The organism is Terriglobus sp. (genome assembly GCF_965201105.1).
Lineage (GTDB): Bacteria > Acidobacteriota > Terriglobia > Terriglobales > Acidobacteriaceae > Terriglobus.
Genome location: NZ_OZ241741.1, coordinates 2,543,846 through 2,570,188, shown reverse-complemented (window position 1 = coordinate 2,570,188; position 26,343 = coordinate 2,543,846). Strand labels below are relative to the sequence as shown.

19 protein-coding genes are annotated in these 26,343 nt (G+C 60.3%); 11 read left to right on the top strand and 8 right to left on the bottom strand.

Translation table 11 applies throughout. The annotated features are described in order from the left end of the window. Positions 1–106: 106 nt before the first annotated feature. A complete protein-coding gene (dxs, locus tag ACOFKT_RS11135; protein ID WP_419804068.1) occupies positions 107–1,996 on the top strand; it encodes a 1-deoxy-D-xylulose-5-phosphate synthase in 1,890 nt (629 codons plus the stop codon). A 20-nt stretch (positions 1,997–2,016) separates the two neighbouring features. Here dxs and ACOFKT_RS11130 read toward each other — a convergent pair whose 3' ends face one another. Beyond that, positions 2,017–2,553 carry an SRPBCC family protein gene (locus ACOFKT_RS11130; protein ID WP_419804067.1) on the bottom strand — a complete coding sequence of 179 codons (537 nt, stop codon included), beginning with the start codon at positions 2,551–2,553 and terminating at the stop codon, positions 2,017–2,019. A gap of 272 nt (positions 2,554–2,825) precedes the next feature. Between ACOFKT_RS11130 and ACOFKT_RS11125 the strand changes: the two genes are divergently transcribed. The 3 genes from ACOFKT_RS11125 to rfbD all read left to right on the top strand — a co-directional run bounded on the left by ACOFKT_RS11125 (position 2,826) and on the right by rfbD (position 7,689). Further along, positions 2,826–5,483 (top strand): TonB-dependent receptor domain-containing protein, encoded by a 2,658-nt coding sequence (locus ACOFKT_RS11125; RefSeq protein ID WP_419804066.1) that lies wholly within the window; start codon positions 2,826–2,828, stop codon positions 5,481–5,483. A gap of 62 nt (positions 5,484–5,545) precedes the next feature. After that, on the top strand, positions 5,546–6,217 hold the full coding sequence (locus ACOFKT_RS11120) for a Fe2+-dependent dioxygenase (protein ID WP_419804065.1): 672 nt from the start codon (positions 5,546–5,548) through the stop codon (positions 6,215–6,217). A gap of 554 nt (positions 6,218–6,771) precedes the next feature. Next, entirely contained in the window at positions 6,772–7,689 is a 918-nt protein-coding gene (gene rfbD / locus ACOFKT_RS11115) for a dTDP-4-dehydrorhamnose reductase (protein ID WP_419804064.1), read from the top strand. Here the strand turns inward: rfbD and rfbC are convergent. Both rfbC and rfbA read right to left on the bottom strand, forming a co-directional pair. Then, a complete protein-coding gene (gene rfbC / locus ACOFKT_RS11110; protein ID WP_419804063.1) occupies positions 7,680–8,231 on the bottom strand; it encodes a dTDP-4-dehydrorhamnose 3,5-epimerase in 552 nt (183 codons plus the stop codon). The genes rfbD and rfbC overlap by 10 nt on opposite strands. Beyond that, positions 8,232–9,173, bottom strand: a complete 942-nt coding sequence (gene rfbA / locus ACOFKT_RS11105; protein ID WP_419804062.1) for a glucose-1-phosphate thymidylyltransferase RfbA — start codon at positions 9,171–9,173, stop codon at positions 8,232–8,234. A 71-nt stretch (positions 9,174–9,244) separates the two neighbouring features. On the opposite strand from rfbA, the gene rfbB reads away from it, so the two are divergent. Together rfbB and ACOFKT_RS11095 are read left to right on the top strand one after the other, a co-directional pair. Beyond that, positions 9,245–10,306: a dTDP-glucose 4,6-dehydratase gene (rfbB, locus tag ACOFKT_RS11100; protein ID WP_419804061.1), complete on the top strand. Its 1,062-nt coding sequence runs from the start codon at positions 9,245–9,247 to the stop codon at positions 10,304–10,306. 5 nt (positions 10,307–10,311) lie between these two features. Beyond that, on the top strand, positions 10,312–11,178 hold the full coding sequence (locus ACOFKT_RS11095) for a sugar transferase (protein ID WP_419804060.1): 867 nt from the start codon (positions 10,312–10,314) through the stop codon (positions 11,176–11,178). A 63-nt stretch (positions 11,179–11,241) separates the two neighbouring features. On the opposite strand, the gene ACOFKT_RS11090 is transcribed toward ACOFKT_RS11095, so the two are convergent. Beyond that, on the bottom strand, positions 11,242–12,981 hold the full coding sequence (locus ACOFKT_RS11090; RefSeq protein ID WP_419804059.1) for a capsule assembly Wzi family protein: 1,740 nt from the start codon (positions 12,979–12,981) through the stop codon (positions 11,242–11,244). 37 nt (positions 12,982–13,018) lie between these two features. On the opposite strand from ACOFKT_RS11090, the gene ACOFKT_RS11085 reads away from it, so the two are divergent. The 5 genes from ACOFKT_RS11085 (at position 13,019) to ACOFKT_RS11065 (ending at position 18,804) form a co-directional block, all read left to right on the top strand. Then, a complete protein-coding gene (locus ACOFKT_RS11085; RefSeq protein ID WP_419804058.1) occupies positions 13,019–13,969 on the top strand; it encodes a glycosyltransferase in 951 nt (316 codons plus the stop codon). Positions 13,970–14,003: 34 nt separating this feature from the next. Next, positions 14,004–15,251 carry a GumC family protein gene (locus ACOFKT_RS11080; RefSeq protein ID WP_419804057.1) on the top strand — a complete coding sequence of 416 codons (1,248 nt, stop codon included), beginning with the start codon at positions 14,004–14,006 and terminating at the stop codon, positions 15,249–15,251. Then, positions 15,248–16,309 (top strand): glycosyltransferase family 2 protein, encoded by a 1,062-nt coding sequence (locus ACOFKT_RS11075; RefSeq protein WP_419804056.1) that lies wholly within the window; start codon positions 15,248–15,250, stop codon positions 16,307–16,309. The genes ACOFKT_RS11080 and ACOFKT_RS11075 overlap by 4 nt, the downstream gene beginning before the upstream one ends. Before the next feature lie 47 nt (positions 16,310–16,356). Then, on the top strand, positions 16,357–17,670 hold the full coding sequence (locus ACOFKT_RS11070; RefSeq protein WP_419804055.1) for a hypothetical protein: 1,314 nt from the start codon (positions 16,357–16,359) through the stop codon (positions 17,668–17,670). Between the two features lie 87 nt (positions 17,671–17,757). Beyond that, positions 17,758–18,804, top strand: a complete 1,047-nt coding sequence (locus tag ACOFKT_RS11065) for a glycosyltransferase (protein WP_419804054.1) — start codon at positions 17,758–17,760, stop codon at positions 18,802–18,804. Here the strand turns inward: ACOFKT_RS11065 and ACOFKT_RS11060 are convergent. From ACOFKT_RS11060 to ACOFKT_RS11045, 4 genes are all read right to left on the bottom strand, one after another. After that, on the bottom strand, positions 18,801–21,269 hold the full coding sequence (locus ACOFKT_RS11060) for an SLBB domain-containing protein (protein ID WP_419804053.1): 2,469 nt from the start codon (positions 21,267–21,269) through the stop codon (positions 18,801–18,803). The two genes, ACOFKT_RS11065 and ACOFKT_RS11060, sit on opposite strands and share 4 nt — an antisense overlap. Before the next feature lie 155 nt (positions 21,270–21,424). Then, positions 21,425–22,741 (bottom strand): pentapeptide repeat-containing protein, encoded by a 1,317-nt coding sequence (locus tag ACOFKT_RS11055; protein WP_419804052.1) that lies wholly within the window; start codon positions 22,739–22,741, stop codon positions 21,425–21,427. Between the two features lie 9 nt (positions 22,742–22,750). Then, positions 22,751–23,140, bottom strand: coding sequence for a response regulator (locus ACOFKT_RS11050; protein ID WP_419804051.1), 390 nt, complete (start codon positions 23,138–23,140; stop codon positions 22,751–22,753). Between the two features lie 24 nt (positions 23,141–23,164). After that, entirely contained in the window at positions 23,165–26,071 is a 2,907-nt protein-coding gene (locus ACOFKT_RS11045) for a response regulator (RefSeq protein ID WP_419804050.1), read from the bottom strand. Positions 26,072–26,343: the final 272 nt, after the last annotated feature.

Sequence of the window (26,343 nt, the reverse complement as noted above, 5' to 3'; positions counted from 1 at the left end):
TGTGCGTGATCAAACGTGAGATGCGTCCCGTACTCTTCGGCGCCGCTCGAATCGCGTCCAATGAGTTGAGCCGCCACCAACCGGCGGCAGAGGTTCCAGACGCAACATGAGTTCACTGCTTTCCACGATCGAGTCGCCGGCGGATGTCAGAAAGTTGACGATGCCGCAGCTGCTGCAACTGGCTGAGGAGATTCGTGAGCGGCTGATCCGCTCGGTCGCGAAAACGGGCGGGCACATCGGACCGAACCTGGGCGTCGTCGAGCTAACGATCGCGATGCATTATGTCTTCGAAACCCCGACCGATTCGTTCGTCTTTGACGTGAGCCATCAGGCGTATGTACACAAGCTGCTAACCGGGCGTGAGAAGCGTTTCGACACGATCCGCCAGCCGGGTGGGTTGAACGGCTTCATGCTGCGCACGGAAAGCGAGCATGACAGCTTTGGCGCGGGACATGCCGGAACGGCACTGAGCGCGGCGCTGGGCATGGCGGTCGCGCGTGACCGCAGCGGCGGATCGGAGCATGTGGTTGCCCTGGCTGGCGATGCGGCGTTCACCTGCGGCATTTCGTATGAGGCGTTGAACAATATCGCGTCGCAGACCAAGCGCCTGATCATTGTGCTGAACGACAATGCCTGGTCAATCGACAAGAACGTGGGCGCGATCGCGTCCTACTTCCACAAGATTGTGACTCACCCGAGCTTTCGCTACCTGCACGACCGCGCGACGGGCCTGATCGAGCGCTTCGGTGGCAAGGCAGTGTCGCATGTGGCGCGCAAGGCCGAGGAAAGTGTCAAGGGGCTGCTCGGGCCGTCCATGCTGTTTGAGGAGTTCGGCCTGGATTACTACGGCCCCATCGACGGGCACGATCTACCGCTGCTGATCGACACCTTTCAGTTTCTGAAGACCCAGAACCGTCCGGTGATCCTGCACGCCATTACGCAAAAGGGCAAGGGATTTCAGCCCGCGCTCGACAAGCAGAAGAAGTTTCACGGACTCGGGCCGTATGACCCCGACACCGGCGAGACCACTGCGGCGGGGCAGAAAACGTACTCCGAGGTGTTTGCCGAAACGCTGGTGAAGCTGGCAGACGCGGATGACAAGGTGGTTGCGATCACGGCCGCGATGCCGAATGGGACCGCGCTCGATCTGTTCCGGCCGCATCACCCGGCGCGGTTCTTTGACGTGGGGATTGCCGAGGAACACGCGGTAATTTTTGCCGCTGGCATGGCGACGAAGGGCTACCGGCCCTTCGTGGCGATTTACTCGACCTTCCTGCAGCGCGCGTTCGACCCGATCGTGCACGATGTTGCGCTGCAAAACCTGCCGGTCGTGTTCTGCATGGATCGCGGCAGCCTGAGCGGCGACGACGGGCCGACGCACCATGGCCTGTTCGACATCAGCTATCTGCGATGCGTGCCAAACCTGATCCACATGGTGCCCAAGGATGAGGACGAGCTGGCCGACATGATGCAGACGGCTCTGGCGCACCCGGGGCCGAGCGCGATTCGTTATCCGCGGGGCACCGGACCGGGCACACCGCTCAAGGCGCGTCCGCAGGCGCTGGAGATTGGCCGGGCCGAGATTCTGCAGGATGGCACGGACGTGACGGTCTTCGGGCTTGGCGCACTGCTGCCACTGGCGTGGGAACTGGCGCACCGGCTGGAGCAGCAGGGTCTGTCGGTCGCTGTGATCAACCCGCGGTTTGTGAAGCCGATCGACCGTGAGACGGTGGAGCACTATGGCCGCGGCTGCGGCCTGGTGGTCACCTTTGAGGATCATGTGCTGGCCGGGGGCTTCGGCTCTGCCGTGCTGGAGACGCTGAGCGTGGCAGAGATTCTGACGCCCGTGGTGCGCGTTGGATGGCCCGATGAGTTCGTGGACCACGGCAAAGTCGATGCGCTGCGCGAGAAATACGGTGTCACGGTCGAGCGTGCGATGGAACTCGCACAGCCGTATCTGCAGGCTCTTGAGCAGCGCCGGCTGGTCACGCAGTAGGAATTCCGGTTGCGTTAGCGCTAACGCCGCGCGCGGCGTTCCGCATACAGGGACATCAGTCTCGCGGTCATCCTGTGACGGGTGTTGAAGATGTAACGCATCTGCAACCGGCCGCCAAGCGTATTGGCCAGGTCACCTAGAGGTCCGCCGGGCAATTCGTACTCCACGCGGTCGTGAACCACGGTACCGTTGACGGCGCCGCGCGTCTCAGCCCGCACGCTGTGGCAATGGCGCCAGTAGTGGAAAGGGCCGGCGTTCTGCTCGTCGCAGAAGTGATCGTTCCAGGCAAATTCGGGGATCAGGGCGTGCCAACGGATGCGAAACGGCAGCCCGGGAAGTGCGCGAAAGCTGAGCACCATGGTGGTGCCCGCGCCGGTGGCGATGCGTGCCGGTGAGCCGGGCGGCGGTGGCGGCGGCGCGACGAACAGGACCTCTTCAATGCGAGCTTTCTGCCAGCCGGGCATGAGCGGAGGCAGGTTCTGCGGGTTTGCGAAAAAGGCAAACACCAGTTCGGGCGCAAAAGGTAGCCATTGTTCCGCTTCGAAGATGTGGCGCATCGTGACTTGGAGTCGTGCGACAGGGCCAATGTTGCAGACGATTGCAGCTTTGGCGCGGTTATCGCAACGATTCTTTAATTGCCGACCGATCAGGTCGGAGTTTGGGGTATGCTCGTCATATCGGACCGGAGTTGTCGCAAATGCGAGGCGAAAGCCTCGCTGGCGGTGAGTACGGTCTTGAGCGAGGCAAGGTTGAGGGACCGGTCGAGCGAGCAAGAGCGGGACAGACGTTTGAGGGAACAAGTCACCGCCGCACTCTCGGAGTAAGGAACGTGAAGCAGCACAGAAAATTGGGCAAGTGGCAGCGGCGGTCGTCGCGGTTGGTGGCGATGGGCGCCTTGGCGGCAAGTGCGGTGGCGGTACATACACCCAACGCATGGGCTCTGGCACCAGTTCACGACAGGCAGGATCAGGCACAGACGCCGGTCTTCGCTTATGACATCGGTGGTGATTCGTTGCAGGCTGTGCTTGATCGCTGGAAGCAGGTTTCCGGTGTCAGCCTGGGCGTTCACCTGACGAAGGACACGATGGACGGCTTCACGTCGAAGGGCGTGAAGGGCAGCATGACGGCCGAAGCTGCACTGCAGACGATTTTGCAAGGGACGGGTCTTGTCTACCATCCAGAGCACAACGGCACCCGTTACGAGATACAGATCCAGAACGCGGAACAGGTCAGCGTCACCGCTTCCAGCAATTCCGTCAGCCTGGGCCAGTTCACTGAGGCTCTGACGGATACGCCGCAGACGGTCAACGTGATTCCCCAGTACGTATTGGGCGAGCAGGCCGCGGTATCGTTCCGCGATACGTTAAAGAACGCGCCGGGCATCGCGCTTGCGGCGGGTGAAGGCGGTCAACAGGGTGACAACCTGACAATCCGCGGCTTTTCGGCGCGTAACGATATCTTCCTGGATGGCATTCGCGACTTCGGTTCTTACTTCCGCGACGCCTTCGATTATGAGTCAGTGGATGTGATTCAGGGCCCGGCATCGGTCGAGTTCGGCCGAGGCTCCACGGGCGGCATTGTCAACCAGGAATCCAAGCAGCCGGTTACAAACAGGTTCGTTCGTCCGACGGTGCAGTTCGGCACCAACGGCCTGCGTCGTGGCGCGCTGGATGTGAACGTGCCGATGAGCCGATTGGTCGCGAACTCGGCTTTCCGCCTGAACGTGATGGGGCTGGAGACTGGCGTTGCAGGCCGTGACATCACTAAAATCCGCCGGTGGGGTGTTGCGCCGTCGCTTGCCTTTGGCCTGGGCAGGCCGACGCGCTTCATCGCGCAATACCTGCATGAGTTTGAAGACAGCACGCCGGACTACGGCATCACGTGGCAGGACGCGGTCGTGTCGAAGGTTCCAAGGAATACCTGGTACGGCTACCGTGACTTTAACCGGATGAAGCTGCAGCCGGACGTGCTCACAGCCCAGATTGAGCAGGACCTGGGTTCGCACATGAGCCTGCGCACGTCTGTCCGCTATGGCCGCTACCCGCGTGCAATCAAGGTGACGGAACCGATCATCGGTTCCACGGCGACGATCACGGGTGTTGGTGGGCCGCTTGCGAACAAGACTTACGCAAGCTACACGGCCACATGCGGGATTGCATCGTCTCCGTCGACCTCGTGCTACGCGCAGAACACGCCGGCCAATCAGGTGTACCTGCGTCGCAACAACATCTCGCGGAATGCGACGGATGACATGCTGTGGGGGCGCACCGAACTGCTGAGCCATTTCTCGTTCGGCGGTATGGAGAACAACGCCGCGATTCTGCTGGAGGGTGGGCGCGAGCGCACGACGACCGGCAATCTAACGTATTACCAGGCAGACGGCAGGACGGCATTCACGTCGTACGTGCCGATCGTGAACCCCAACCCTGATGACGCAGCACCACCGGTGACCGTTCCGAATGCCGCGACGCACGTCGTCTCGCAAACGTACGGATTGAACCTGATGGACACGGTGCGGCCAGTGCGCTGGCTCAGCTTCTCCGGTGGCATTCGTTTCGACTACTTCAATACGCAGAGTTCGCCGGCAACCGGCACGCTCGCGGCCCCGGTGGCTGGTACGCCGGTTTCGCGCCTGGACAAGAAGCCAACCTATCGCGTGGCAGTGGTGGCAAAACCGGCCCAGAACGGAAGCGTGTATTTCGACTACGGCACCAGCTTCAATCCGTCGGCGGAGGGATTGTCGCTGTCCGCGAACAATGCGGTGCTGCCGCCGGAGCTGAATGAGACGTATGAGACGGGCGTGAAGTGGGACCTAATGCGCGACAAGCTCAACGTGAACGGAAGCTACTTTCGCACAACGAAGCTGAACGCGAAGGAAACGGATCCCAACAACTCGACCAACACGATTCTTTCGGGCACCCAGCGGGTGCAGGGTGTTCAGATTGGTGGCCTGGGTCGCATGCCGCATCGGTTCGATCTCATTTTTGGCTACGCATACCTGAACAGCCGGGTGGTCAGTTCGATCCTGAACATCTCGCCGTTTGTGTCGCTGAACCAGACCTTTCGCACGGCAGCGGATCCGCGCTACAACACGGCCCCGTACTTCCTCTCTGCGAACGGTTTACCACTGGCGAACGTGCCAAAAACTACCGGCAATTTGTGGCTGACACATTCGTTGCCGTTCCGCCTCACCGGCGGTTTCGGAGGCAACTACGTGGGGGCTCGCCGTTCGTCGTCCGCTGCGGTGAACGCGGTGTACCTGACACCCACGGCGCAGGACGTGCGGAATGTGCCGCTCGCATTTCGCGCGGTGCCGGCATACACGACGCTGAATGCGATGGTCAGCCGGCCGATTCTGGAACGTGTGACGCTGCAGGTGAACTTCAATAACCTGGCGAACAGGTTCTACATTGAGCAGCCGGCAAGCAATCGCCTGATTCCGGGCGAACGCTTCAATACGCAGTTCAGCATTCTTACTCACTTCTAGGCGGTCGTGGCGGCGGCTGCAGAACTCGCCGCCACGGCAACAGTTTCGGGAGAGCCAACACGGTGCTGATCGCCATACCTGAGGTCTTTAATAAAGAGCAGACGCGGCAGCTGCGGGCAGAGCTGGACGGCGCGGAGTGGGTCGACGGCAAGGTGACTGCCGGCCACCAATCGGCGCTGACGAAACGTAATTCGCAGATTACGGAGAACTCGCCGGCGGCTCGGGCCGTTGGTGAGCGCATTCTGCAGGCGCTGGGAAGCAACGGGTCGTTTCGCTCCGCGGCTCTTCCATTGCGGGTGTTTCCTCCGCTGTTCAACCGCTATGCCGGTGGGCAGGACTTTGGGACGCATGTGGACAATGCAATCCGCACGCATGCGGCGAGTGGGCACCGCATACGGACCGACCTGTCGTGCACGCTGTTCTTCAGTGAACCGGACGAGTACGACGGCGGCGAACTGATTGTGGAGGACACCTACGGATCGCAAAGTGTGAAGCTGCCGGCGGGGCACATGGTGCTGTACCCCTCAACCAGCCTGCATCATGTGACGCCGGTCACCCGCGGCGCCCGGGTGAGCAGCTTCTTCTGGCTGCAGAGCATGGTGCGCAGCGACGAGCAGCGGAGGCTCTTGTATGACCTGGACGGCTCGATACAGATGCTGGAGCAGGGAAGTGCAGCGGCGGTGAAGCTGACCGGGGTGTATCACAACCTGCTGCGGCAGTGGGTCGAGATGTAGGCGAGAAACATTGGGCTGCCTGTGGCGCAAGGCCGCAGGCGGAACGCGGGAGACCTGGGGCTGCCCTCACAGGACCGGTCTCCCGCTTTGCGTTTGCATGGTTGCCGGCGCGAACTGGTGAAAGGCACTCTAACAGAACGGCAAAGGCGCTCCGAAGAGCGCCTTTGCCGCTAACCCGATGAGGGAGGCTGTTGAGTGTTACATCGGCATGACGGCGGTATGCATACAAGAACCACACCATTAATCCGGAACACACCAGCAGAGGTCATGAGCATGTTGCCTGGTTTCCACCCGTTGCGCTGGGCTCATCTAGGGAACGGGGATTCCTGCGAAACAGATTGCGCATTCGAGAAAAAGTCGGCGGTGAGCCGGTGGCCGGAAACGTCGTAGATTCCTGGACAGGGCGACGTCTTCGCAGGAACAGGCCGGTGTCGCTTGACCGTGGGTTAGGTTCTCAGTAGTTTGGGTTCAATCTCCAGCTCAACGGCCCACCCTGGATTACGGCCGAAACGATTGTCAGCTATGCCCGGCGTAGCGTTGCTGTGGCTGCCACGATGCGTTCGCTCGCAGACCACCTGAAGGGCGCATTGAAAGTTCTGGTCACCGGAAATACAGGGCAGGTCGGCAGCTATCTGATCGAGGCGTTGCGAGGGGCAGCGGAAGTGTACGCTCCGGTTCGCGCGGAGATGGACCTGCTCTCTGCGGAGAGCATCCGTGAAACGGTGCGGCGGATACGGCCAGACTGGATTTTCCATGCGGCTGCCTATACCGCAGTCGACCGTGCGGAAGCAGAGCGTGAGGCATGCTTCGCGGTCAACGTAGCGGCGACCCGCACACTGGCGGAAGAGGCTCGCCAAACGGACGCGACGCTGGTCACGTTTTCCTCGGATTATGTGTTCGACGGGACGGTAGAACGCGCTTACCGGGAAGGAGATGCGACCGGCCCCATCAACGTGTATGGCGAATCGAAGCTGATGGCTGAGCTTGCATTGCGCGAGTCAGGCTGCCGGTTCCTGAACTTCAGAACGAGCTGGGTGTACAGCGCGCGCGGGAACAATTTTGTGAAGACGATGCTGCGGCTGGCGTCGAGCCGGCCCGAGTTAAAGGTGGTCGCCGACCAGCAGGGTTGCCCGAGTTCTGCGCGGGAGATTGCTTTCGCAGTCGCGAGCCTGTTGCACCGCACCAGAAATGAGCTTGCCGCCAAGACCGGCGACTATCATCTGGCCGGAACGGGCGAGACGACCTGGTTTGAGTTCGCGCGCGAGATCGTTGCCCAGGCGAAACGGTTGCGTGCGCAAGAGGCATGGACCGAGCCGGAGCCGGTTCCGAGCACGGCGTACGTGACCGCGGCGAGACGGCCGGCCAACTCGCGGCTGAACTGCGATAAAGCGAAACGGGAACTTGTGTTGAGCTTGCCGGACTGGAGATTGTCGACCGAAGCCGTTGTCGCGGAACTGCTTGGTCAGGGATAGGTTTCGGCTGTTTCCAGAGGCGATCCGGCCAGGTCCTTCGCGGACAGGATCGCTTCGTTGGCTTTGAACGGCCAAACGATCTGCAAGGCAGGATCGTTCCACAAGAGGGTGCGCTCCCCAGCGGGATGGTGCACATCGCTCACCTTATACATCATCACGGTGTTTTCCTCGAGAGACACGAAGCCGTGAGCGAAGCCGACCGGCACCAGAAGAGCGCGGCCGTCGCCCTCCTTGAGCTTCATGGCCACATGCTTTCCAAATGTCGGGGAACTGCGGCGCAGGTCGACGGCGTAGTCAATCACAGCGCCGCGAAGCACGCGGACGAGCTTCGCTTGCGGACGGCCAAGCTGGTAGTGAAGACCGCGGACAACGTTCTGGCGCGAGCAGGATATGTTGTCCTGCACCCAGGAGATATCCAGGCCGGCGTCACGGAAAGCAGCCTGGTTGTAGAGCTCCTGAAAGTAGCCCCGATCATCCGGAAAGACGGGTGACTCAAAGAGGCGTACGCCTTCAATGTCTGTGGAACGGCTGATGACCGGCATCTAGAGAATTTCGTCCATGGATGCGAGCATGCCCGCCTGTTCCTGCAGGATCTGCAGGAGGTATTCGCCATAGCCGCTTTTGCGCAAGGGGGTCGCGAGTTCCTGCAGCTTGCCCGCGTCAATAAAGCCCATGCGGTAGGCGATCTCTTCCGGGCAGGCGACCTTGAGGCCCTGTCGATGTTCAATGGTTTGGATGAATGCGCCGGCTTCAAGCAGAGAGGTATGGGTACCGGTGTCGAGCCACGCCGTTCCACGGCCGAGCGGCGTCACATCCAGCTTGCCCAGGCGTAGGTAGTGCAGATTGACGTCAGTGATCTCGAGCTCACCACGCGGCGACGGCCGGATATTTTTGGCGACCTCGACCACGTCCTTGTCATAGAAGTAGAGACCGGTCACGGCGTATGGAGATCGAGCTGTTGCCGGCTTTTCCTCAATGGAAATAGCGCGGCCGCTCGCATCGAACTCCACCACGCCGTAGCGTTCGGGGTCCGAGACGCGATACGCGAAGACGGTGGCTCCGTCTGTTCGCGAAGAAGCATCGCGCAACAGCAGGCCCAGGGACGTGCCGAAGAACAGATTGTCGCCGAGGACGAGTGCGCTTGGGTCGCCGCTAATGAAGTCCTGTGCGATCAGGAACGCTTGTGCAAGACCGTCGGGCGCAGGCTGGACGGCGTACTGGATGTTCAAGCCCCAGGATGATCCGTTGCCCAGCAACTGCTCAAAACGCGGTGTGTCCGCTGGGGTGGAGATGACCAGGATGTCGCGGATGCCCGCGAGCATGAGGGTGCTGAGCGGGTAGTAAATCATTGGCTTGTCGTAAACGGGAAGCAGTTGCTTGGATAACACGCGGGTCAGTGGATACAAGCGAGTGCCGGATCCTCCGGCCAAGATAATGCCTTTACGCCGGATCGGAATCCCAGTACCAATTCGAAACGAGTCCATGCCAGCCGCAATTCTATACGCCCTTGACGAATGACGGCTCGCGTACATTAAGGGTGAGGACAGAAGAGCGGATGGCGTTGTTGGTGACCGGGGGTTGCGGCTTTATTGGCGGTAATTTTGTACTGGATTGGCTCAAAGAATCGGATGAGCAGATCATCAACCTGGATAAACTGACCTACGCCGCCAACCCCGCCACACTGCAGACGGTCGAGAGTTCATCGAATTACACGTTTGTGCACGGCGACATCTGCGACGGCGCGCTGCTGGCTGACTTGTTCGCACAGTACAAGCCGCGTGCGGTGGTCCACTTCGCTGCGGAAAGTCATGTCGACCGCTCCATCGCCAACCCGGAAGCATTCTTGGCGACGAATGTCTTTGGAACCTACGAGCTGCTGCAGGCCAGCCGTGCGTTTGTGGGCGGCGGCGAAGCCTCACCCGACTTCCGCTTCCTGCATGTTTCGACGGACGAGGTTTACGGCACTCTGGAGCCGGGAGACCCGGCGTTTCGGGAAGACACGCCCTTCCGGCCCAACTCCCCGTACGCCGCGTCCAAGGCATCCAGCGATCACCTGGTCCGCGCCTGGCATGAGACGTATGGCTTGCCGGTGCTGATTACGAACTGCTCCAACAACTACGGCCCGTACCAGTTTCCCGAAAAGTTGATTCCGCTGGTATTGCACCGCGCGTTGCGGGCAGAAACGCTGCCGGTCTACGGAGACGGCCAGCAGGTCAGAGACTGGCTTTTCGTTGGGGATCACTGCTCAGCCATTCGCACCGTGCTGAAGTCCGGCAGACCCGGCGAGACCTATAACGTGGGTGGACGAAACCAGCGGACGAACCTCGAAGTTGTGCATACGATCTGTTCGTTGCTGGACGAACTTTCGCCGGATGCGACTGGCGAATCCTACGCGCGCCTAATTCGGCACGTGGCGGACCGGCCCGGCCACGACCGGCGATATGCGATTGATGCCACAAAGATTGAGCGCGAGCTTGGCTGGGCTCCTGCCGAAAGTTTTGCATCGGGTCTGCGACGGACCGTGGAGTGGTACCTGCAGAACGAGCCTTGGGTGGAAGCCATCGCCAGTGGCGAGTACCTGAACTGGATCGGGCAAAACTACGCGGGTCGACAGTAGCTGCGATGCACACGACAGAACCGCATGTAACGGAAGAGGCAAGCACCCGCCTGGAAGTCCGCACCGAACTTGCGAGCAAGCATGAGGGCGGGAAAAGGGCAGCCCTGAATCCGAAGTCTGCGTCTTACTCGGTGTGCTGTCATGCCTCGACGATCAGCGCACCTAACTTGAATGTGACTCCGATCCCCGCGACCCGTGTTCATCCGCAGCCTGTAGCCAGGTCTGCCGATCTTTGGGTGCATGGGCAAGGGAAGCGAGCGATCGACCTCTTCGTCGCTCTAGGTGCGTGTTTGCTGGTGGCGCCTCTGATGGTGGCCATTGCGATTGCGGTCAAGCTGACCTCACGCGGGCCGGTGCTGTTCCGGCAGGAACGGATGGGAATGGGCGGCAAGTCCTTCACCATTCTGAAGTTCCGGACGATGCGGGTGCAGGAAGGACCTTCGGTCACGGCTCGAAATGATGCTCGGATCACCGGGGTTGGCCGGTTGCTGAGGCGTACGAAGCTGGATGAGTTGCCGCAGATTGTGAATGTGCTTCGCGGCGACATGAGTCTGGTGGGACCTCGACCCAAGATCAGTGAGCATCAGGCGTCGGAGTTGATTTGCCGGCCGGGGCTGACCGGTGCCGCGACGCTTGCGTTCATTGAGGAGGAAAAGATGCTGGTCACCGTACCGGAGGATCAGCTCGAAACGTATGTTGTCGACGTGCTGCATCGCATCAAGTCCGAGGTAGACCATGAGTACGCGTTGCGGAGTACGCTGCGCAGCGATCTGCTGCTGCTCTCGTCCACGGCACTGCACCTGTTCCGGATACGACGTTCGCAACGAGTCGAAGCGATGAAAGATCGGGTGCGGAACTCACAACCGAGTTGATGCGGAGAGCCGTTCCAAATAGCGGATCGCCGAGCAATTAGCAGTACCTCTGGCCGCACATCGCTAGCGAACTACTTTTGGAAACCAAGTGAGCTGCACCGTAGCGCCGAACGGGCGACGTTGGGCTGCATCGATTAGAGGTGCCCGCGTGAACTCCTGCTGTACGCTGCCCTTCACTTCCAGGTGCTCACTCGGGCGAAGGCGCGCGCTGAACGTGATGTCCTGCTGGGTCGTTCCGAGGGGGACGAAATCTTTCGCTGCCTTGACGCGCCGGTACTCAAACTGGAAGTCTTCGCGTGCCGAGCGATGGAAGGTGAGCCAGGCGTTGCCACCTTTATTCTCGCGACCCAGGGGATCGCCCAGCAGAAAACCACGGTTTGTATAGGCTTCTTTGTAAATTACTTCCTGCAGAAGAAAGCTGCCGCCAGTGCTTTGCGGATCGTTTACGTCCGTATAGGCTCCCTCCACGCGCAGATCCAGGCGTGGCGCTCTGGGCAATCTGGAGATAAGCAGGCCAGTCCGCACCGCGGCACGCCGCGGATTGGAGATGGGGAACACGTTGTCGTGGACGAACGAGTCTGCGTAGGTGGTGAACAGATGCCCCCAAGCAGGGATGCGATAGCTGAAATCGAAGGTGCTGAAGCGCGCGCCAGGGTCCCGCCGGGAACCCTTTACGTCGGGCTGCACGCCGGCGGGGCTGAAAAAGCTGCGGAAAAACGTGCCGATCGTTACGGGCACATGGCCTTCTCCGCCCCATAAAGCCGTTCGCGCGAAACCGAACTCCAGATCCTTGGTCGGCTTGAAGCTCGCCTTTTCCATGTGAACCCAAGGCGCGTTTGGCGCGTCGTGCCCTTTTAGACTGCCAACGAAGAACTCGTAACGGAACGGGCCGGTGAAGCGGGAAAGGCCAGGGATGGATAAGGGCTCAACGCGATTGATGTGAAAAGCGTAGATCGGCTCCGCGTTGTTGGACCATGCCATGCTGCCACCTGCGGCAGGACCGAGCCACTCGTCGCTGCGTCCAAACGCGATCTGATGTCCTGCAACGTGGATGGAAGCGAGCGCGTTCAGTAGCCGAAACTGGTCGCGCTGTGGGATCGGGCCTGCGGGAATGACGAAGTGCGGTACAGCAGGGTTCAGGCCGTCTCCCGCCGCAAGTGTGGCCGCGACCGCAGGAGAATAGCCGGGTGCGCCGGGCGCATGCTGGTACTCACCACGCACGTAAAGATTGGCGCGGCCGTACGTGACATAGCCGCTGGCACCCGCCCCAGCGTTGAAGCCCTGCTGGAAGGGACGGCCATAGTCGTTCACATAAGTCTGCCCCAGGTGAAAGCTGTCGTTCAGAACGGGACCAGTGATGCCGCGCACGCGGACATAGCCTTGCTCCAAAACGGGACGACTCGAAGTGAGCTGATCAAGCTCGGGAGCTAACTCACGTGCAAGCGAGTGATAGAGAGATACAGATTCTTCAGCATGCCCGTAGTTGACTTCTTCATCCGTAATACTTTGCCGGGATAACAACAGCGCGTGTGCGAGTGATGCTCGCGTATAGGGGCGCAGACCAACATACAGTGTAGAAAGATAGCCAAGGTCGTGAAGCCGCAAAGCAGCGGGATAAATCCAGCTATCCAACGGGATGAAAGGGGATCCCGCTTTGCCCCTGGCCGCGTCCTCCATAGCCGTCCGATCCTGCATGCTCACGTCGTCCTGTGCTTGAGCAGTGAAAGAAATCACACCCTGCAGGAACATTCCAGCCGCGCCTGCAAGCAACAGCATTCGCAGGTCGCGCGACGACTCGGCCATCCTCCAAGTGTACAGAAGCTGCCACGCTGGCTCTGAAGTGGGTCGGGCGTGGTATTCTCAACCCTTGAAGATGCTTCAAACGAGCGCCAGTCTCGTGGTGTACCGGACACCCGCTGCTGAGCTGCAGCAACTCCTAGAGACGCTGCAGGATGCGGTGAGTACCTGGGTATTGGTCGATAATTCTGTCGACCAGGTTCAGGAGGCGGAGGTGCGGCGACTCGCCACGCTTGCGCACGGCGGGGTGTACCTGCCATCACCGAAGAACATCGGATTTGGCGCCGGGCACAATCTGGCACTGACGTTTTTACGCGCCACCGGAGCTACCGAGCCATATCATCTCGTCGTTAACCCTGACATCGCTTTTGACCCCGCGATCCTCAAAAAACTTGCGCAGGCTCTTGAGGAACGGCCGGACGTTGGTTGGGTTATGCCACAGGTAAGATCCAGCGATGGTTCCGTGCAGCCCCTGTGTAAGTTGCTGCCGACTCCCGTAGACTTGCTCGGACGGCGATTTCTGCCGAGCTTTGTGCGCAACTTCTTAGGTATGCAGCAGAGCGATTACGAAATGGAAGGCGTGTACGACATTCCTTCTGAAAGTGTTCCATTCTTATCGGGATGCTTTATCTTTGCGCGTCGAGAGGTGCTGCACGAATCTGGAGCTTTCGACCCACGATATTTTATGTACATGGAAGACGTTGATTTATGCCGGCGCTTCCGTAAACATGCCAAGCTGTTGTATTTGCCTGAGGTATATGTGGAACATGGGCACCACCGGGGCTCATATCACGAGCTGCGTCTCACTTTTCTCCACATACGGTCCGCCATCCTGTATTTCCAGCGTTGGGGTTGGTTCTCGGACCCGGAGCGGCAGGCCGTCAATCGCCAGGCTCTTCGCTCCTTACGAAGCGAACGGCGGTTTGCGCGTGCAGCAGAACGCCATAGTGCCGAACGAGTAGCCGAGTCGCGATCGACACCCGCGCACCACTGAGGCATTTAAAATCGCCTTGCGCCCTGTAAAACTCATGGAACAGCCAGCTACACAAACAGACACTGTCAAACCTCTGCCACAGGAGGAGAGTCAGTCGCCAGAGGCCGAGGATCCAGGTCTAATTGGCGTGCTGGATCTGCTGATGCCATTGATTCGCAGGCGGCGTCTGCTTGTGATGTGTACTGTGGCCGGTTTGTTGCTGGGCTTGCTCTGGACGCTACGCAAAGGTATTTACGTGGCGGCGACGACCGTGTTGCCGCCCCAATCCTCAGTGACCAGCGGCCTGCTGGGTCAGATCGGAAGCTTGGCCGGGCTTGTCGGCGGGGCCGGGCTTTCGGTGCCCCACGGGAGCCAGGACCTGTATGTTTCTCTGATGCAGAGCCCCTCTGTTCAGGACGCTGTAGTCCAGCGCTTCCATTTAGACAAGGTATATGGAGCGGGTTCGCCCGGTGCTGCGCGGGTAGAGCTTAGCAAGCACTGCATCATCGACGGATCGGGCCGGGACGGCATGATTCGCATTTCCGTTCACGATGCCGACGATCCGAAGCGCGCGGCCGACGTTGCGAATGGCTATGTGAATGAGTTCATGAAGTTTATGAGCCATCTGGCTGTGAGCGAGGCTGCGCAGCGCCGCCTCTTCTTTGAAGAGCAGATGCAGAAGGAAAAGTCAGATCTAACCGATGCCGAGGATAATCTGCGAAAAACAGAGCAGAAGACAGGCGCGGTGCAACTGGATGCGCAAACGCGTGTTCTTGTGGATTCGGCTGCGAATCTGCGAGCGCAGGTCGCGGCAAAGCAGGTTCAGATACAGTCGATTCGCGCCTACGCCGGCCCGGATAACATCAACTTGCAACGTGCGGAACAGGAACTGGCAGTGTTGCGATCGCAACTCGCAACTGTCGCAGACACCGGGACGGGTGCGCAGGATGCGATGGCAGTATCTCGCAACGCTCTTCCGCAAACTGCACTGGATAATATCCGCGCGCAGCGCGAAGTTAAATACCACGAATCGATTTTTGGCATTCTCTCAAACCAGTACGAGGCGGCGCGCCTGGACGAGGCGCGTGAGGGTGCCGCGGTTCAGGTAGTCGAACCCGCGACAGCGCCGGAAGGCCGTTCCGCGAAACCTGCTACGACAAAGGTCATGGTTGGAACGCTACTCGGCTTCTTTATGGGATTCATTTACATTATGGGCGCATACGCATGGGAGCGTATGCGGGCCAACCGGCTGTTCGCGGGTAAGCTAAGCGAGTTGCATGATGCGTATGTCAGGAACGCATGACGGAGCCACAGACCGCGGTCGTTCTGCTGAACTGGAATGGTTGCAGAGACACGGTTGCATGTGTTGCATCGCTCCACCAAAGTGAGTCTCAAGACTTCATCATCGTAATCTGCGACAACGCCTCGGAAGATGACTCGTGGGAGAAGATTCAGTCCTGGTGTGAGGCGAACGCAAGCGGCACCTTTGCAATATGGGAACCGGGTTCGCGTTGGGACGGAACCAAGAAAGTCGCTCTCATCCAGACCGGGAGCAATCTGGGCTTTGCGGGTGGATGTAATGTCGGCATCCGGTTCGTCTTACAGCAGACTTCATGCGACTATCTGTGGCTGCTGAACAATGATACGGTCGTGTATCCGGATGCACTTACCAATCAGGTGCAGATGATGCAAACGGATCGAGGTTTAGGCCCGCTTGGTTCCACCCTTGTCTATTTCGATCAGCCAGATACTGTCCAATGTTTCGGCGGTTACGGTTTCAACTTCTGGACGGCTCGGGTGCGCCCGTTCCCGTTTGTGCCCGACCCGAAGCAGCCGCCCAGCGTTGCCGAGGTCGAGAGCCGGATGCGGTACGTCAGCGGCGCTTCGACGTTCGTGTCGAGACGCTTCGTTGAAAGCGTGGGTCTGCTGAACGAGCAGTACTTTCTCTATTTTGAGGAGATCGACTGGGCGGTGCGCGGCAAAGGGTTCCGCATCAGTTATTGCCCGGATAGCATAGTCCTCCACAAGGAAGGGCGGAGCATTGGATCCGCGAGTGCGGCAACCCGCAGAAGTCGGCAGTCTGAACTCTGGCTTACGCGCAACCGGATACTGTTTACCCGTACTTACTTTCCGCTGCGGCTTCCAGTCGCGCTGGTTTGGGTACTGCTGGTTGCTCTGATCCGGCTTTGTACCGGCAAGCGGGAAATGGCGGCAACTCTCTTGCAGGGTGTCTGGAAAGGGCTGCGAGCACCGATTCGGCCACTGCCAAAGTTTTCTGAGTGGCCGCCGGAGACGTTGCAGGCGGCAGCACGGCACCAGGGCCGCGGTACCGGGGACTCAGCTCCAGGCCGGTTCGAGTGAGTCATCTACAATCAGACGCACGGGTCTTGAGAACGAACCCACCCAGCATGGCCTACGCCGGCGCGATCGTTGCTGAACCGACCAGACCGAAGAAGCAAACGCACATTGCGACGCGGACCAAAGTTTATCTGTTTCTGCTGGTGTTCTCGCTGCCCATTGATTTTTTCCACCCCACCGCAATGCTGCTGCGAGAAGCAGGCGCAAAGCCCGCCATCCCGCTGATGGCCGCAGGTTCAGCATGGATCTTCTGGCGCCATTGGCCGGAACTGTTCTTCTCCTGTCCCAAGCTTTGGCGCACGGTACTGCTGCTGTGCCTTGCGATTGTGTTCCTGGGTACGTTCGCATTTGTTGTCAATGTTGGGCTGGATATCTCATATTGGGGAGGGTTGCGGAATCCAACCGGCCAATTTGCATCGCAGGGCGCTCTCTTTGTGTTGGTTGCGCCTGTATTAATCGCACACGCGTGGCTATTTTCGCGAACTGAAGTACAGCCGGTGATTTTCCGCTTGCTACCGACTGTAACGCTGACGCATGTGCTGATGATTCTGGCGGAATGGTCCGGCTTGTTGAAAGCTACTGCCTTCCCGCTGATACTGTTTCGTGGGATTGCGGAGGACGATGGTAGAAAGCCGACGGGACTGATGACGGAGCCCTCATACGTGGGGGCGTTTGCCGCAACGTATGGCCTGGCATTGCTGCTGTGTATGCCTGAGAAACGGCTGAGAGATCGCGTTCTGGGTGTCTCAGTCATGGTGCTTGCATTGGTCCTGGGCGGCAAGACTCTGTTGCCCGTGCTGCTCATCGGTGTTGCTGCATATGCCTATCAGATTCGAGCAAAGCTTTTTAACTGGAAGAGTATCGCAGCTTTCGCAGGGTTGGCGCTTGTCGCGGCATACGTTATTCTTTCGTATTCCGTGTTGGATGTACAAGCGAACCTAAGCTCAGCGATGAGGATCGGCTCTACGATGCTGGCTCTAAACGCAGCAGCAGCAGGGTATGGCTTGCTCGGCATCGGTTTTGGACAGTTCCACTTCATCTACAATCCCGAGTTTGCGCCCGGCTTCCTTATGTATTCAATCGAAGCGCAATCTTACTTTGCACGTATCTATGACACACGCGCGTCCACGTATAACGTCGCCGCCCGATATCTTATCGAAGTGGGTATTTTGGGCCTCATACTCTTCATTGCAATTATCCGGCTCACTTTCCGCAACGGCCGCGCGCACAATGACTTTTGGCATCGGTTTGGTGCTGTGATTGCGGGGTCCAGCTTAGGGTTTCTTCTGACGCAGGATACCTATTTCTATCCAGCGTTTGTGTGTGGGGCTGCGATCCTGGCGTCGAAGCCGCCCCGGAATTAAGTGGCCTTCTTGTCCGCGCGCCCATGTCTTCTTGTCGTCATACCGTCTCTCCGCATCTCTGGAGGGAACAAAGAAGTTGTGCGGCTTGTGCAGGAGATCGTCGCCGAGAAACCAATCGATGCCGTCATTGCTGCAATGTGGAGACATCCTCACGAGGTCGACACGGGTAGTATCCGCGTCATTCATCTGCTCGAAGCAGAGCCGGTCGCGAGCCGTGCTTTGCGGCAGTTGCCTTCCATAGCATTTGCGTTTTTCCGCCTGCTCTCTCAGTTGCGATCTGCTTATGGACATCGCTTGGAACTGCTGCTCGGGCATTACTCAACATACCTGCTCGCGTGGTTCGCCCCTGCTCTGCCGCGTATCTGCTTCAACCAGGATATGGAGTGGTTATTCGTCCGAAAGGGCTGGCGGCGGTCGATATTGAAGAAGGTCATCCTGCTCACGAACCGAAGGTCCAGAGTCGTGACTACCAACGCCTATGTAACGAAGACATATGAAGCCGCTGGTGTGCAGCCGCTTGGAGAAGCATCCATCTGGGCGGAGGCGCGGTGGTTAAGGCCGGCGGCGAGCAACCGCGACATTGATGTCGTCATGCTGGTACGAGGCAGCGCGATCAAGCGGCTCGACTTGTACCTGAAGGCGCTCAGGCTGTTCTCACGTACTTCGTTGCGTGTCGCTGTGATCACACCGGATACTGCGATTGCGGAACGGCTGAGGCTCGACGCGGTCGAGACTTATCTGCGGCCGAGTGATGCTGAAATGCAGGTAATCTTCGGCCGTTCGCGCGTTTTTCTCTTGTTGAGCGATGTGGAAGGCTTCGGCCTGCCCCCGCTGGAGGCGATGGGCAGCGGCTGCGTCCCGGTGTGCCGGGACGCGGGCGGGGTACGCTGCTATATGCGCGGCGAGTTTGCGAATCTGCTCTTCCCGCTCGATACACCCATCGAGCACATTGTGGGCACGGTAGTGGATCGCTTACAACGTAATGACCTTCCCGATGCTGAGGCTGCTCGGTCGGCCTTCGCAACTGGGCTACAGGCCAGCCGGGTAAGCCGAGCAGACTGCATCCGCCGTTTGCAGAGTTCAATCGGCAATGCCGCTGCCAGCGAAGCGGCTCATCAGCTCGATGCACTTTAACGAATCGTGCTGAGTGCCAGCGCTGTGATGGCGATGTTACCGAACGACTGAGTCAGACCTACCAACTGATAGAAGTTGAATGGCGTCTTCAGTTTGGGTGGCACGATCACGGTATCGCCCGGGTAGATCAGCAGGCGGTCGAAGCGCGAGTGTGTCTCCCGGCTCAGAACGGTGCCATCGGCCCGCAGAAGGAACTCCTGCCCTTTATCACCCGTGCGGGTCTTGTCGCCGGCTAGCTTCAGGTAATGGTGAACAGTTGCGCCTTTGGCAAACAGCAGGGAACCCGCATTGAACACGTTTCCAAGAACGTCGACGGTGGTCGGCTGTGGCGGGACGAAGAAGCGGTCGCCGTCCTGGAGCGCGACCTCGGGAACGTCCGCCAATCCCGACGCGCCAGGCGTGATCTGAAGCGTGATGCGACCCGTCGCGCGAATCTGACTTAATGCGTTCACGTAGGCACGGCGGATGTCGAGGTCGTTTACGCGCCCGTCAATCTGTGTTTGCTGGTTCGCGGGTGACAGCGTGTCGCGGGCAGCCTGGGCTACGAATTGCTGGATCTTCGCATCCTGCGCGATTCGGACACTTTCGCGCGTGAATTGCGCTGCATACAGGTAGCCGTGCGGCGCGATGCCGCCTGCGCGGGTGACCAGGTCCCGCAGAGTTTCGTTGCCCTCCAGGCGATAGACGCCGGGCCGCACCACCTCTCCGTCGATCCTGACGAAGCGTGCGCGCAGTTCCACAGGCAGATTGATGTCGTCCCGCGAGTACACCGTGACGACGTCGCCGGGCTGCAGCACCTTGTTCTCGGGGGAGGTTGGATTGTCGATCGCCTCACCAAGTGCGAACGGAATCAGGTTGGTCTTCAGGTCCTGTGGCCCAAGCCGCTCCACGACGGCATAGTTCCAATTGATCTCGGTTTCATGGTTACCGAGTTCCGGCTGGGTGGGAGGTGCAGCAACCACCGGAGCGGTCGCGCTCGCCGCGGCCTGAGTCTGCGACACCGCTGTGGTGCGGTTGGTGACGCTGGCACTGGTGCTGGTGCCGGCCGCGGGCGCATTCTGCTCAGGATTCGCCGAGAACGGCTGGGCTGGAACCGCAGGAGTGAGTGAATTTTGCTCGTTGTAATAGCGCCGCGTAATCAGAAACTGACGCGATGGAATCAGGTCGGATACCCGCATGCCTTCATGCCAGGCGTAGCGTCCAGGCTGGCCCACGTTGCCGCGCAGCGTCACCGCTTTGTCAAACCGAGGCGAGATTGGAAAAATGCGCAGCACATCGCCACCCTGCACGGAGATCAGCTTCTGAGCACCCGTGAGTGGAAAATCCTGCACTTCGCGCCGATCGTGGTTGACGATGCGGTCCAGGGACGCTCGATCGGTCGCCGCTACGGGAGTCAGGCCGCCCGCAAGGCGCACCAGTTCATCTACCGATGTGTTTCCAAGCAGCTCAAAGATGGCGGGCTTGTTCACATCACCGTCGACTGCCGCTTGCGGGCCCGCGAGCGGGATAAAGATGATGTCGCCGGGCTCGAGGCGAACGTCTCCGTGCTTGTCGCCGTTTAGCAGCAAGTCGTACACGTCCAGATGAACGATGGTCTTACCGTCGCGCTTCAGCTGAATGTCGCGAAGGCTGCCCGTGGACGATGGACCTCCCGACGCGAAGAGCGCGTTGATCAGTGAGCTAAGCGAGCTGACAGTGTGAACACCTGGCTGCCTTGCCTCGCCGAGCAGGAAGACCTGGATGGAGCGGAGCTGACCCAGGGTAACGGTGAGATCGAAATTGCGGAACTGGCGGTTAATCGCCGAGCGGACCGAGGCTTGTACATCGCTCAGGCGCATTCCGGCGACCTGGATGGTCCCGACCTCCGGAAGATAGATGTAGCCGTTGCGGTCGACGGTCGCGAGCACGTCGAGGGAAACGCCGCCTACGGTACGAACGCGTACCTGATCGCCGGGGCCGACGACGAAGTCGGCGGGGGCGGCCAGGCTGGCCGCGGCGGAAAAGTCGGACGAAGCGGTGCCTTGAAAGTAATCCATGCCAAAGACGCGCAGAGCATGGCCAGTGGACGCTTGAACGTATCGCTCAAAATCGGTCGGCGGGTTGGCCGGGATTGGCGGCGGCCCATAGATACTTTGTGCGGTCACGCCAGTCTGTGCATTGACCCCAGGCTGCGCGAGCGTATCGCTCGCATCGCCAGTGCGTCCACGGATCTGTTGCGCTTGTCCGTTTTGGGTAGGGTTCGTCTGTCCCACACTCGCTTGCACCGCCGCCGGAGCGACAGGCTGCCCTGTATCGCTGATTCCGACACAGCCGCCCGCGCCACAGGAAATGTTCTGCTGCGTCGTGGATTGCGCCGGCGCTGGGGCCGCACTTTGGCCAGACCCTGCCGTCTGCGCGAAGCTGCACGGCACGGCAAGCAGCACAGCGGACCACGTCAGCACGCGGCGAAGGACCGGCTTGGCCAAACCGGAAGCCTTAATGGATGACAGAAAAATATGGACGGGAAACCGGGACGACATCAACTTTCAGGGTAACGCATTGATGGCCGGAAGAGAACACGTTGCCGTGGGCCACTGGTACGTGGAAGTTCGAGGAACAGCTTTCCAGCGCAAGCCATTTCTCACTTGCGGATGCGAGCGCCCAAAACAAAGCCGAACAGCCCGAGCAGCACCGTGCCGATCACCGTTTGCAGGCTCGACAGAAGAGTGCCGAGCTCGCCTTTGGGCCGAAGCGCCACTTCCGAAGTGCCCACCGTGGTCATGGAGTCGAGGCTGAAGATCAGGTAGTTGACTGGGGTAAACGGGTGCAGGACGAGCATCGCCTCGCGTTGCCGAAGGCTGCCCGTGAGCCAGTACAGGACGGCAAACACGATCAGAATCACGAGGAACGCACGTGCGACGCGGAACAGGCTTTCGCCATAGTCGCACAGCCACTCGGCAATCAAATCCCCCAGCCAGAACATCGCCTCTACCAGGGCGGAGCGGCGCTGCTTCTGTTTCCAGCATGCAGCCGCCTGCATCGCGTGGAGCTTGCGGCCGACGCGGCGACGGCGCAGGTAAGCCCAACTCGCGTCGTCGGAACTGCCGAGCGACTCAAAATTGCGTTCCAGAACGATGTAGCTGTCCAGCGCCCCCTGCAGGTCGCCGGCGGCTTCTTCACCGACGCTGCCCTGCAACTGACGGGCCTGCATGCGCGTGCGGTCAAGCCAGGCACCCGCAAAGCGGACGTTGGCAAGGCTGCAATTGCTTAGCGACAGGTTTGGCAGGCTGGCGCCGCTCAGATTGGCGCCGGCCAGGTTCGCGCCATCCAGCAGCGCGTCGCGCAGATTCGCGTTCTGCAGACGCGCGTGCGACAGGTCGGCCCGGCGGAGTGTTGCGCCCGAAAAATCCGCACCCGCCAGATCCGCGTTCGCAAGACTGCTTTCGTCAAGCCGCGCGTTGCGGAATACGGCACGGTCCGCGGCGGCGTTGCGAAGCTTCGCTCCCCACAAATCGGCGCCCGACAGATCGGCACCATCGAGGATTGCGTTACCAAAATCTGCGAAGCGCAGTTGGGCGCCGGTCAGCACGGCATCTTCCAGCAGCGCTTCGCAGAAGTTTGCTTCCCCGGCATTGACGGACTTCAACTTGCCACCGGCCAGATCGGCGCGGCAAAGTTGTGCGCCTTCCAGGTGTGCACCCGTCAGTTCAATGCCGGCGCACGCGGAGTCGGAAAGGTCGGCGTTGGTCAGGTTTGCCTGCGTCAGGTTGGCGGACCGCAAGCTGGCGCCGCTCAGGTTGCGGTCACGCAGATTCAGTCCGCCGTGGGCACTGTCCACTGCGGCTGCGGAGGCTGAATCCGCGGCAAGCGATGCGGGCGAAACGTCAGCACCGTCAAACGCCTCAAGTTTCGCCTGCGTGTTTTCCGCGAAGTGAAGAAGAGCCTGTAGCGCACCCATGGTTCGGCTTTACGCCGGCTCCTTTGGGTCGTGGGCGCTTCCGGTGATGGCCTCGATTTGTGCCAGAAGTTGCGCAAAGACAACGGGTTTGGCGTGATAGTCGTTGCAGCCAGCATCCAGCGCCTTCTGCTTGTCCCCGGACATGGCGTGCGCTGTGAGGGCGATGATCGGGATGCCGGCCGTGTCTGGTTCGGCTTTGAGCGTGCGCGCGATCGTCCACCCGTCCACGACGGGAAGGTTCATGTCCAACAGCATGACGTCGGGGTGCAGTTCGCGCGCCTTGTCCAGTCCCTCTTGTCCGTCCTTGGCGACGGCAACCTCAAAGCCGCGCCGCTGCAACCTGCGGGAAAGAAAATCCCAAAGCTCTTCATGATCTTCCACGATCAACAAACGCATCATCGCAATAACCTTTTCTCTTTTCTTTTAACTTGGCGGAGCTTCGTGAAATGGCGCGTGGACGTGATCGCCGATGGGAGCCAGCGCACGCAAGGTTCCGGTCAACTGGCGCATGTCCGTTTCGCCCTTCACCAGCACGCGATCGGCGCCTTCCAACTGCTTGCGCTCCTCCGCGTCAAGCAGTCGCGCCGTGTAGACGACCACGGGTATGTCCGCGCAACCCGGCCGCGATCGTAACTCGTGCAGAAAGGCGAAGCCGTCCATCACCGGCATGGTCAGGTCCAGCAGCACGACTTGTGGCGGCGCATGGGTGATCATATCCAGCGCCGTTAAACCATTCTCCGCCACATTTACTGTCCAACCGTCTCGCTCGAAGACGGTGCGCAGGCGACTGCGCGTATCGGCATCATCATCGACCACCAGAACGCCACCGGCTTCGCCGCGGAAGCGTTCCATCACAGCTTTCAAGCGATTCCACTCGACCGGCTTTTGGACTGTTTCCGCCGCGCCCAGGTACGCGCTCAGCCCCGGTTCATTCACAAAGGAGACCATGACGACCGGGATGCGCTCGGTTTCCGGATCGCTCTTGATCGCGGAAAGCACGGACCAGCCGTCCATTTGCGGCATCATCACGTCCAGCAGCACGGCGCGTGGCTGCAGCGAGCGGGCCAGCTCCACGCCTGTCCTACCGTCCGGAGCAGTCCGCACGCTGAAGCCTTCGCGCTCCAGGAAGCGTCGTAGCAACTCCCTTTGCGCCGGGTCATCGTCGACGACCAAAACGACCTGTTTGTCGTCATCGGGAGTTGCGGCGGTGTCGGTCTCGGCGTGCAGAGTGTGCTGTGGAAGCACAGCTGGAATGCGCATGGTGAAGGTCGAGCCTGAGCCGTACACGCTGGAGACAATGATCTCGCCGCCCATAAGCCGGCAGAAGGCGCGTGTAATGGCCAGACCCAGGCCGGTGCCGCCGAACTTGCGCGTGGTGGATTCATCTGCCTGCTGGAACCGTTCGAACAGGCGGCTGGTCTGCTCCTCCGTCATGCCAATACCGCTGTCGGTCACGCTGAACAGGTAGTCCTCCCCGTCGCGCTCCGCCTTGAGCGTGATGGTGCCATGCTCTGTGAACTTGGCTGCGTTGCCGATCAGGTTGTAGAGGCACTGCCGCAGCTTGACCAGGTCCGTGTGCATGGTGCCCAGGTCCGGTGCGGCGTCAAGTACGAGCTGGTTGCCCTTCTGTTCCACGAGCCCGCTCATCGTGTCGCGGACGCCGCTTACCAAATCAAGCGCCGCAAAATCCTCCGGGTAAACAGTCATGCGGTCTGCTTCGATTTTGGACAGATCCAGCACGTCGTTGATGAGTGAAAGCAGGTGCCGCGCGTTGGACTGGATTTTGCGGACGTCCTCCAGGTTGGCATGGTCGCCGGCGTCCTCCATCTCCTCTTCCAGCAACTCGCTATAGCCGATCACCGCAGATAGGGGTGTGCGAAGTTCGTGGCTCATGTTGGCCAGGAACTGACTCTTAGCACGGTTCGCGGCCTCGGCCGATTCCTTGGCCGCTTCCAGGTCTTCCTGCGCCTGCTTGCGTTCCGTGATGTCGGTGTTCGTACCCACCCATTCACGAATGACGCCATGCTCATCCAGCACAGGCACGCCACAGACGCTCATGCTGCGCCATGCGCCGTCGCCGCGGCGAAGGCGATATTCGATGTTGAACGTTGTTTTGGAGCCGACGGCGGACCGCCATGCCTGCAGCGCCTGTACACGATCGTCCGGATGAACTGCATTGACCCAGCCGGTGCCGCGATACTCTTCAGCCGTCTGGCCGGTGAAGCGGGCCCATGAGCGTTGTCCGTCGCGGAGACCACCATCTGGCGTGGTCGTCCAGATGATTGCGGCACTATTTTCAGCCAAGGTGCGGAAGCGGTTTTCACTTTCCGCAACGCGCGCTTCGGCGAGCTTGGCTTCTGTGATGTCCGCAACCACAATGCCGGCGCCGGAACGGACGTGCTTGCGGTTCTCCGCCGGTAGCGGAAAAAAGCCAACCTGAAAGACATGCGGTGCTGCCTGCGAGTCTGTGCTGGTCTGCACCTGCAGGTTCGGGCGTGTCACGCCGTCCTGCAGCGTTTCGCGAAGGGCAGGACCCAACTGGGGTTCCAAGGTGCCGAAGACGCGCCAGACATCATACCCGAGCGGAGCCGGTTCAGCGTGCCCGCTCATGCGCGCCAGAGCCGGGTTCATCTGAACGACCCGGGAGTGGTTATCGATCAGGCCCAGGCCCACCGGCGCGTTCTCCATGATGCGGCTCAGCAGGGCAGTGCTCGACCGCTCGGCCCGACGCCGCAGACCAGCCAAAACCACGACTGCCAGGAAGGCCGTGCCGAAGCCGATCGCGCCGACGATCTCCAGCACCGGGGTCCAGCGGGTGAGGCGATGCTCTTTGCTTGCGATATCGTCACGGGCGCTGGCCTGAATGCTCGCCACACTGCTCCGCACCTGGTCCATCAGCAGCTTGTCGCGACCGGTCAGGACAAGGTCGCGTGCGGCGTCATGTCCGTCCTGATTCAGGGTGTCGATGACCTGGCGCGCGAATGCGCGCTTGGCCGTCATCTCTCGTGTGAGTTGCGCCCGCTGGGCATTCGCGATTTCCAGCCGCGCCAGGTCACGGTCCAGATTGTTTTCGGCGGCGTGGTAGGGATCCAGATAATCCGGGTCTGAGGTGATGACATAGCCACGCTCCCCCGTTTCCAGGTCCTTCATGTCCGAAAGCAGTTCGCTGCCGACTAGCTGGACCCGGTTGTCCTTTGCGACGGAGTCCCGGGTGGACGAACCGAGGAGCGAAAACACAATTGCCGCGACCGCCCCGATCAGCAAGCCTGCGGCGGCAATGGTGCCCAGCACGCGGGCAAGCACAGCCGAACGATCCCGGCGATTCGACATCTGGAGAGTCCTTGGGAGAGTGGATCCGCGATGGAAGCAGCGGACGGGGCGACCGCACTGGTTTACATCGCTTTGATTCCTTTACTGTGATGCGGCGGCAATCTTTCGAGTTCGCCTGCGCCACGAATGCATCTCTGCAAGGCCGGACGGGTGGTTAAGGCGGAGCTGCAAATGCGCTGCGGTGACCTGAAACCATCGGGAAAGAGAAAGCGCTCCAGGACCATCTGGTACTGGAGCGCTTTGCAGGGTTTGACGCTTCGCTTTTTGGCGAG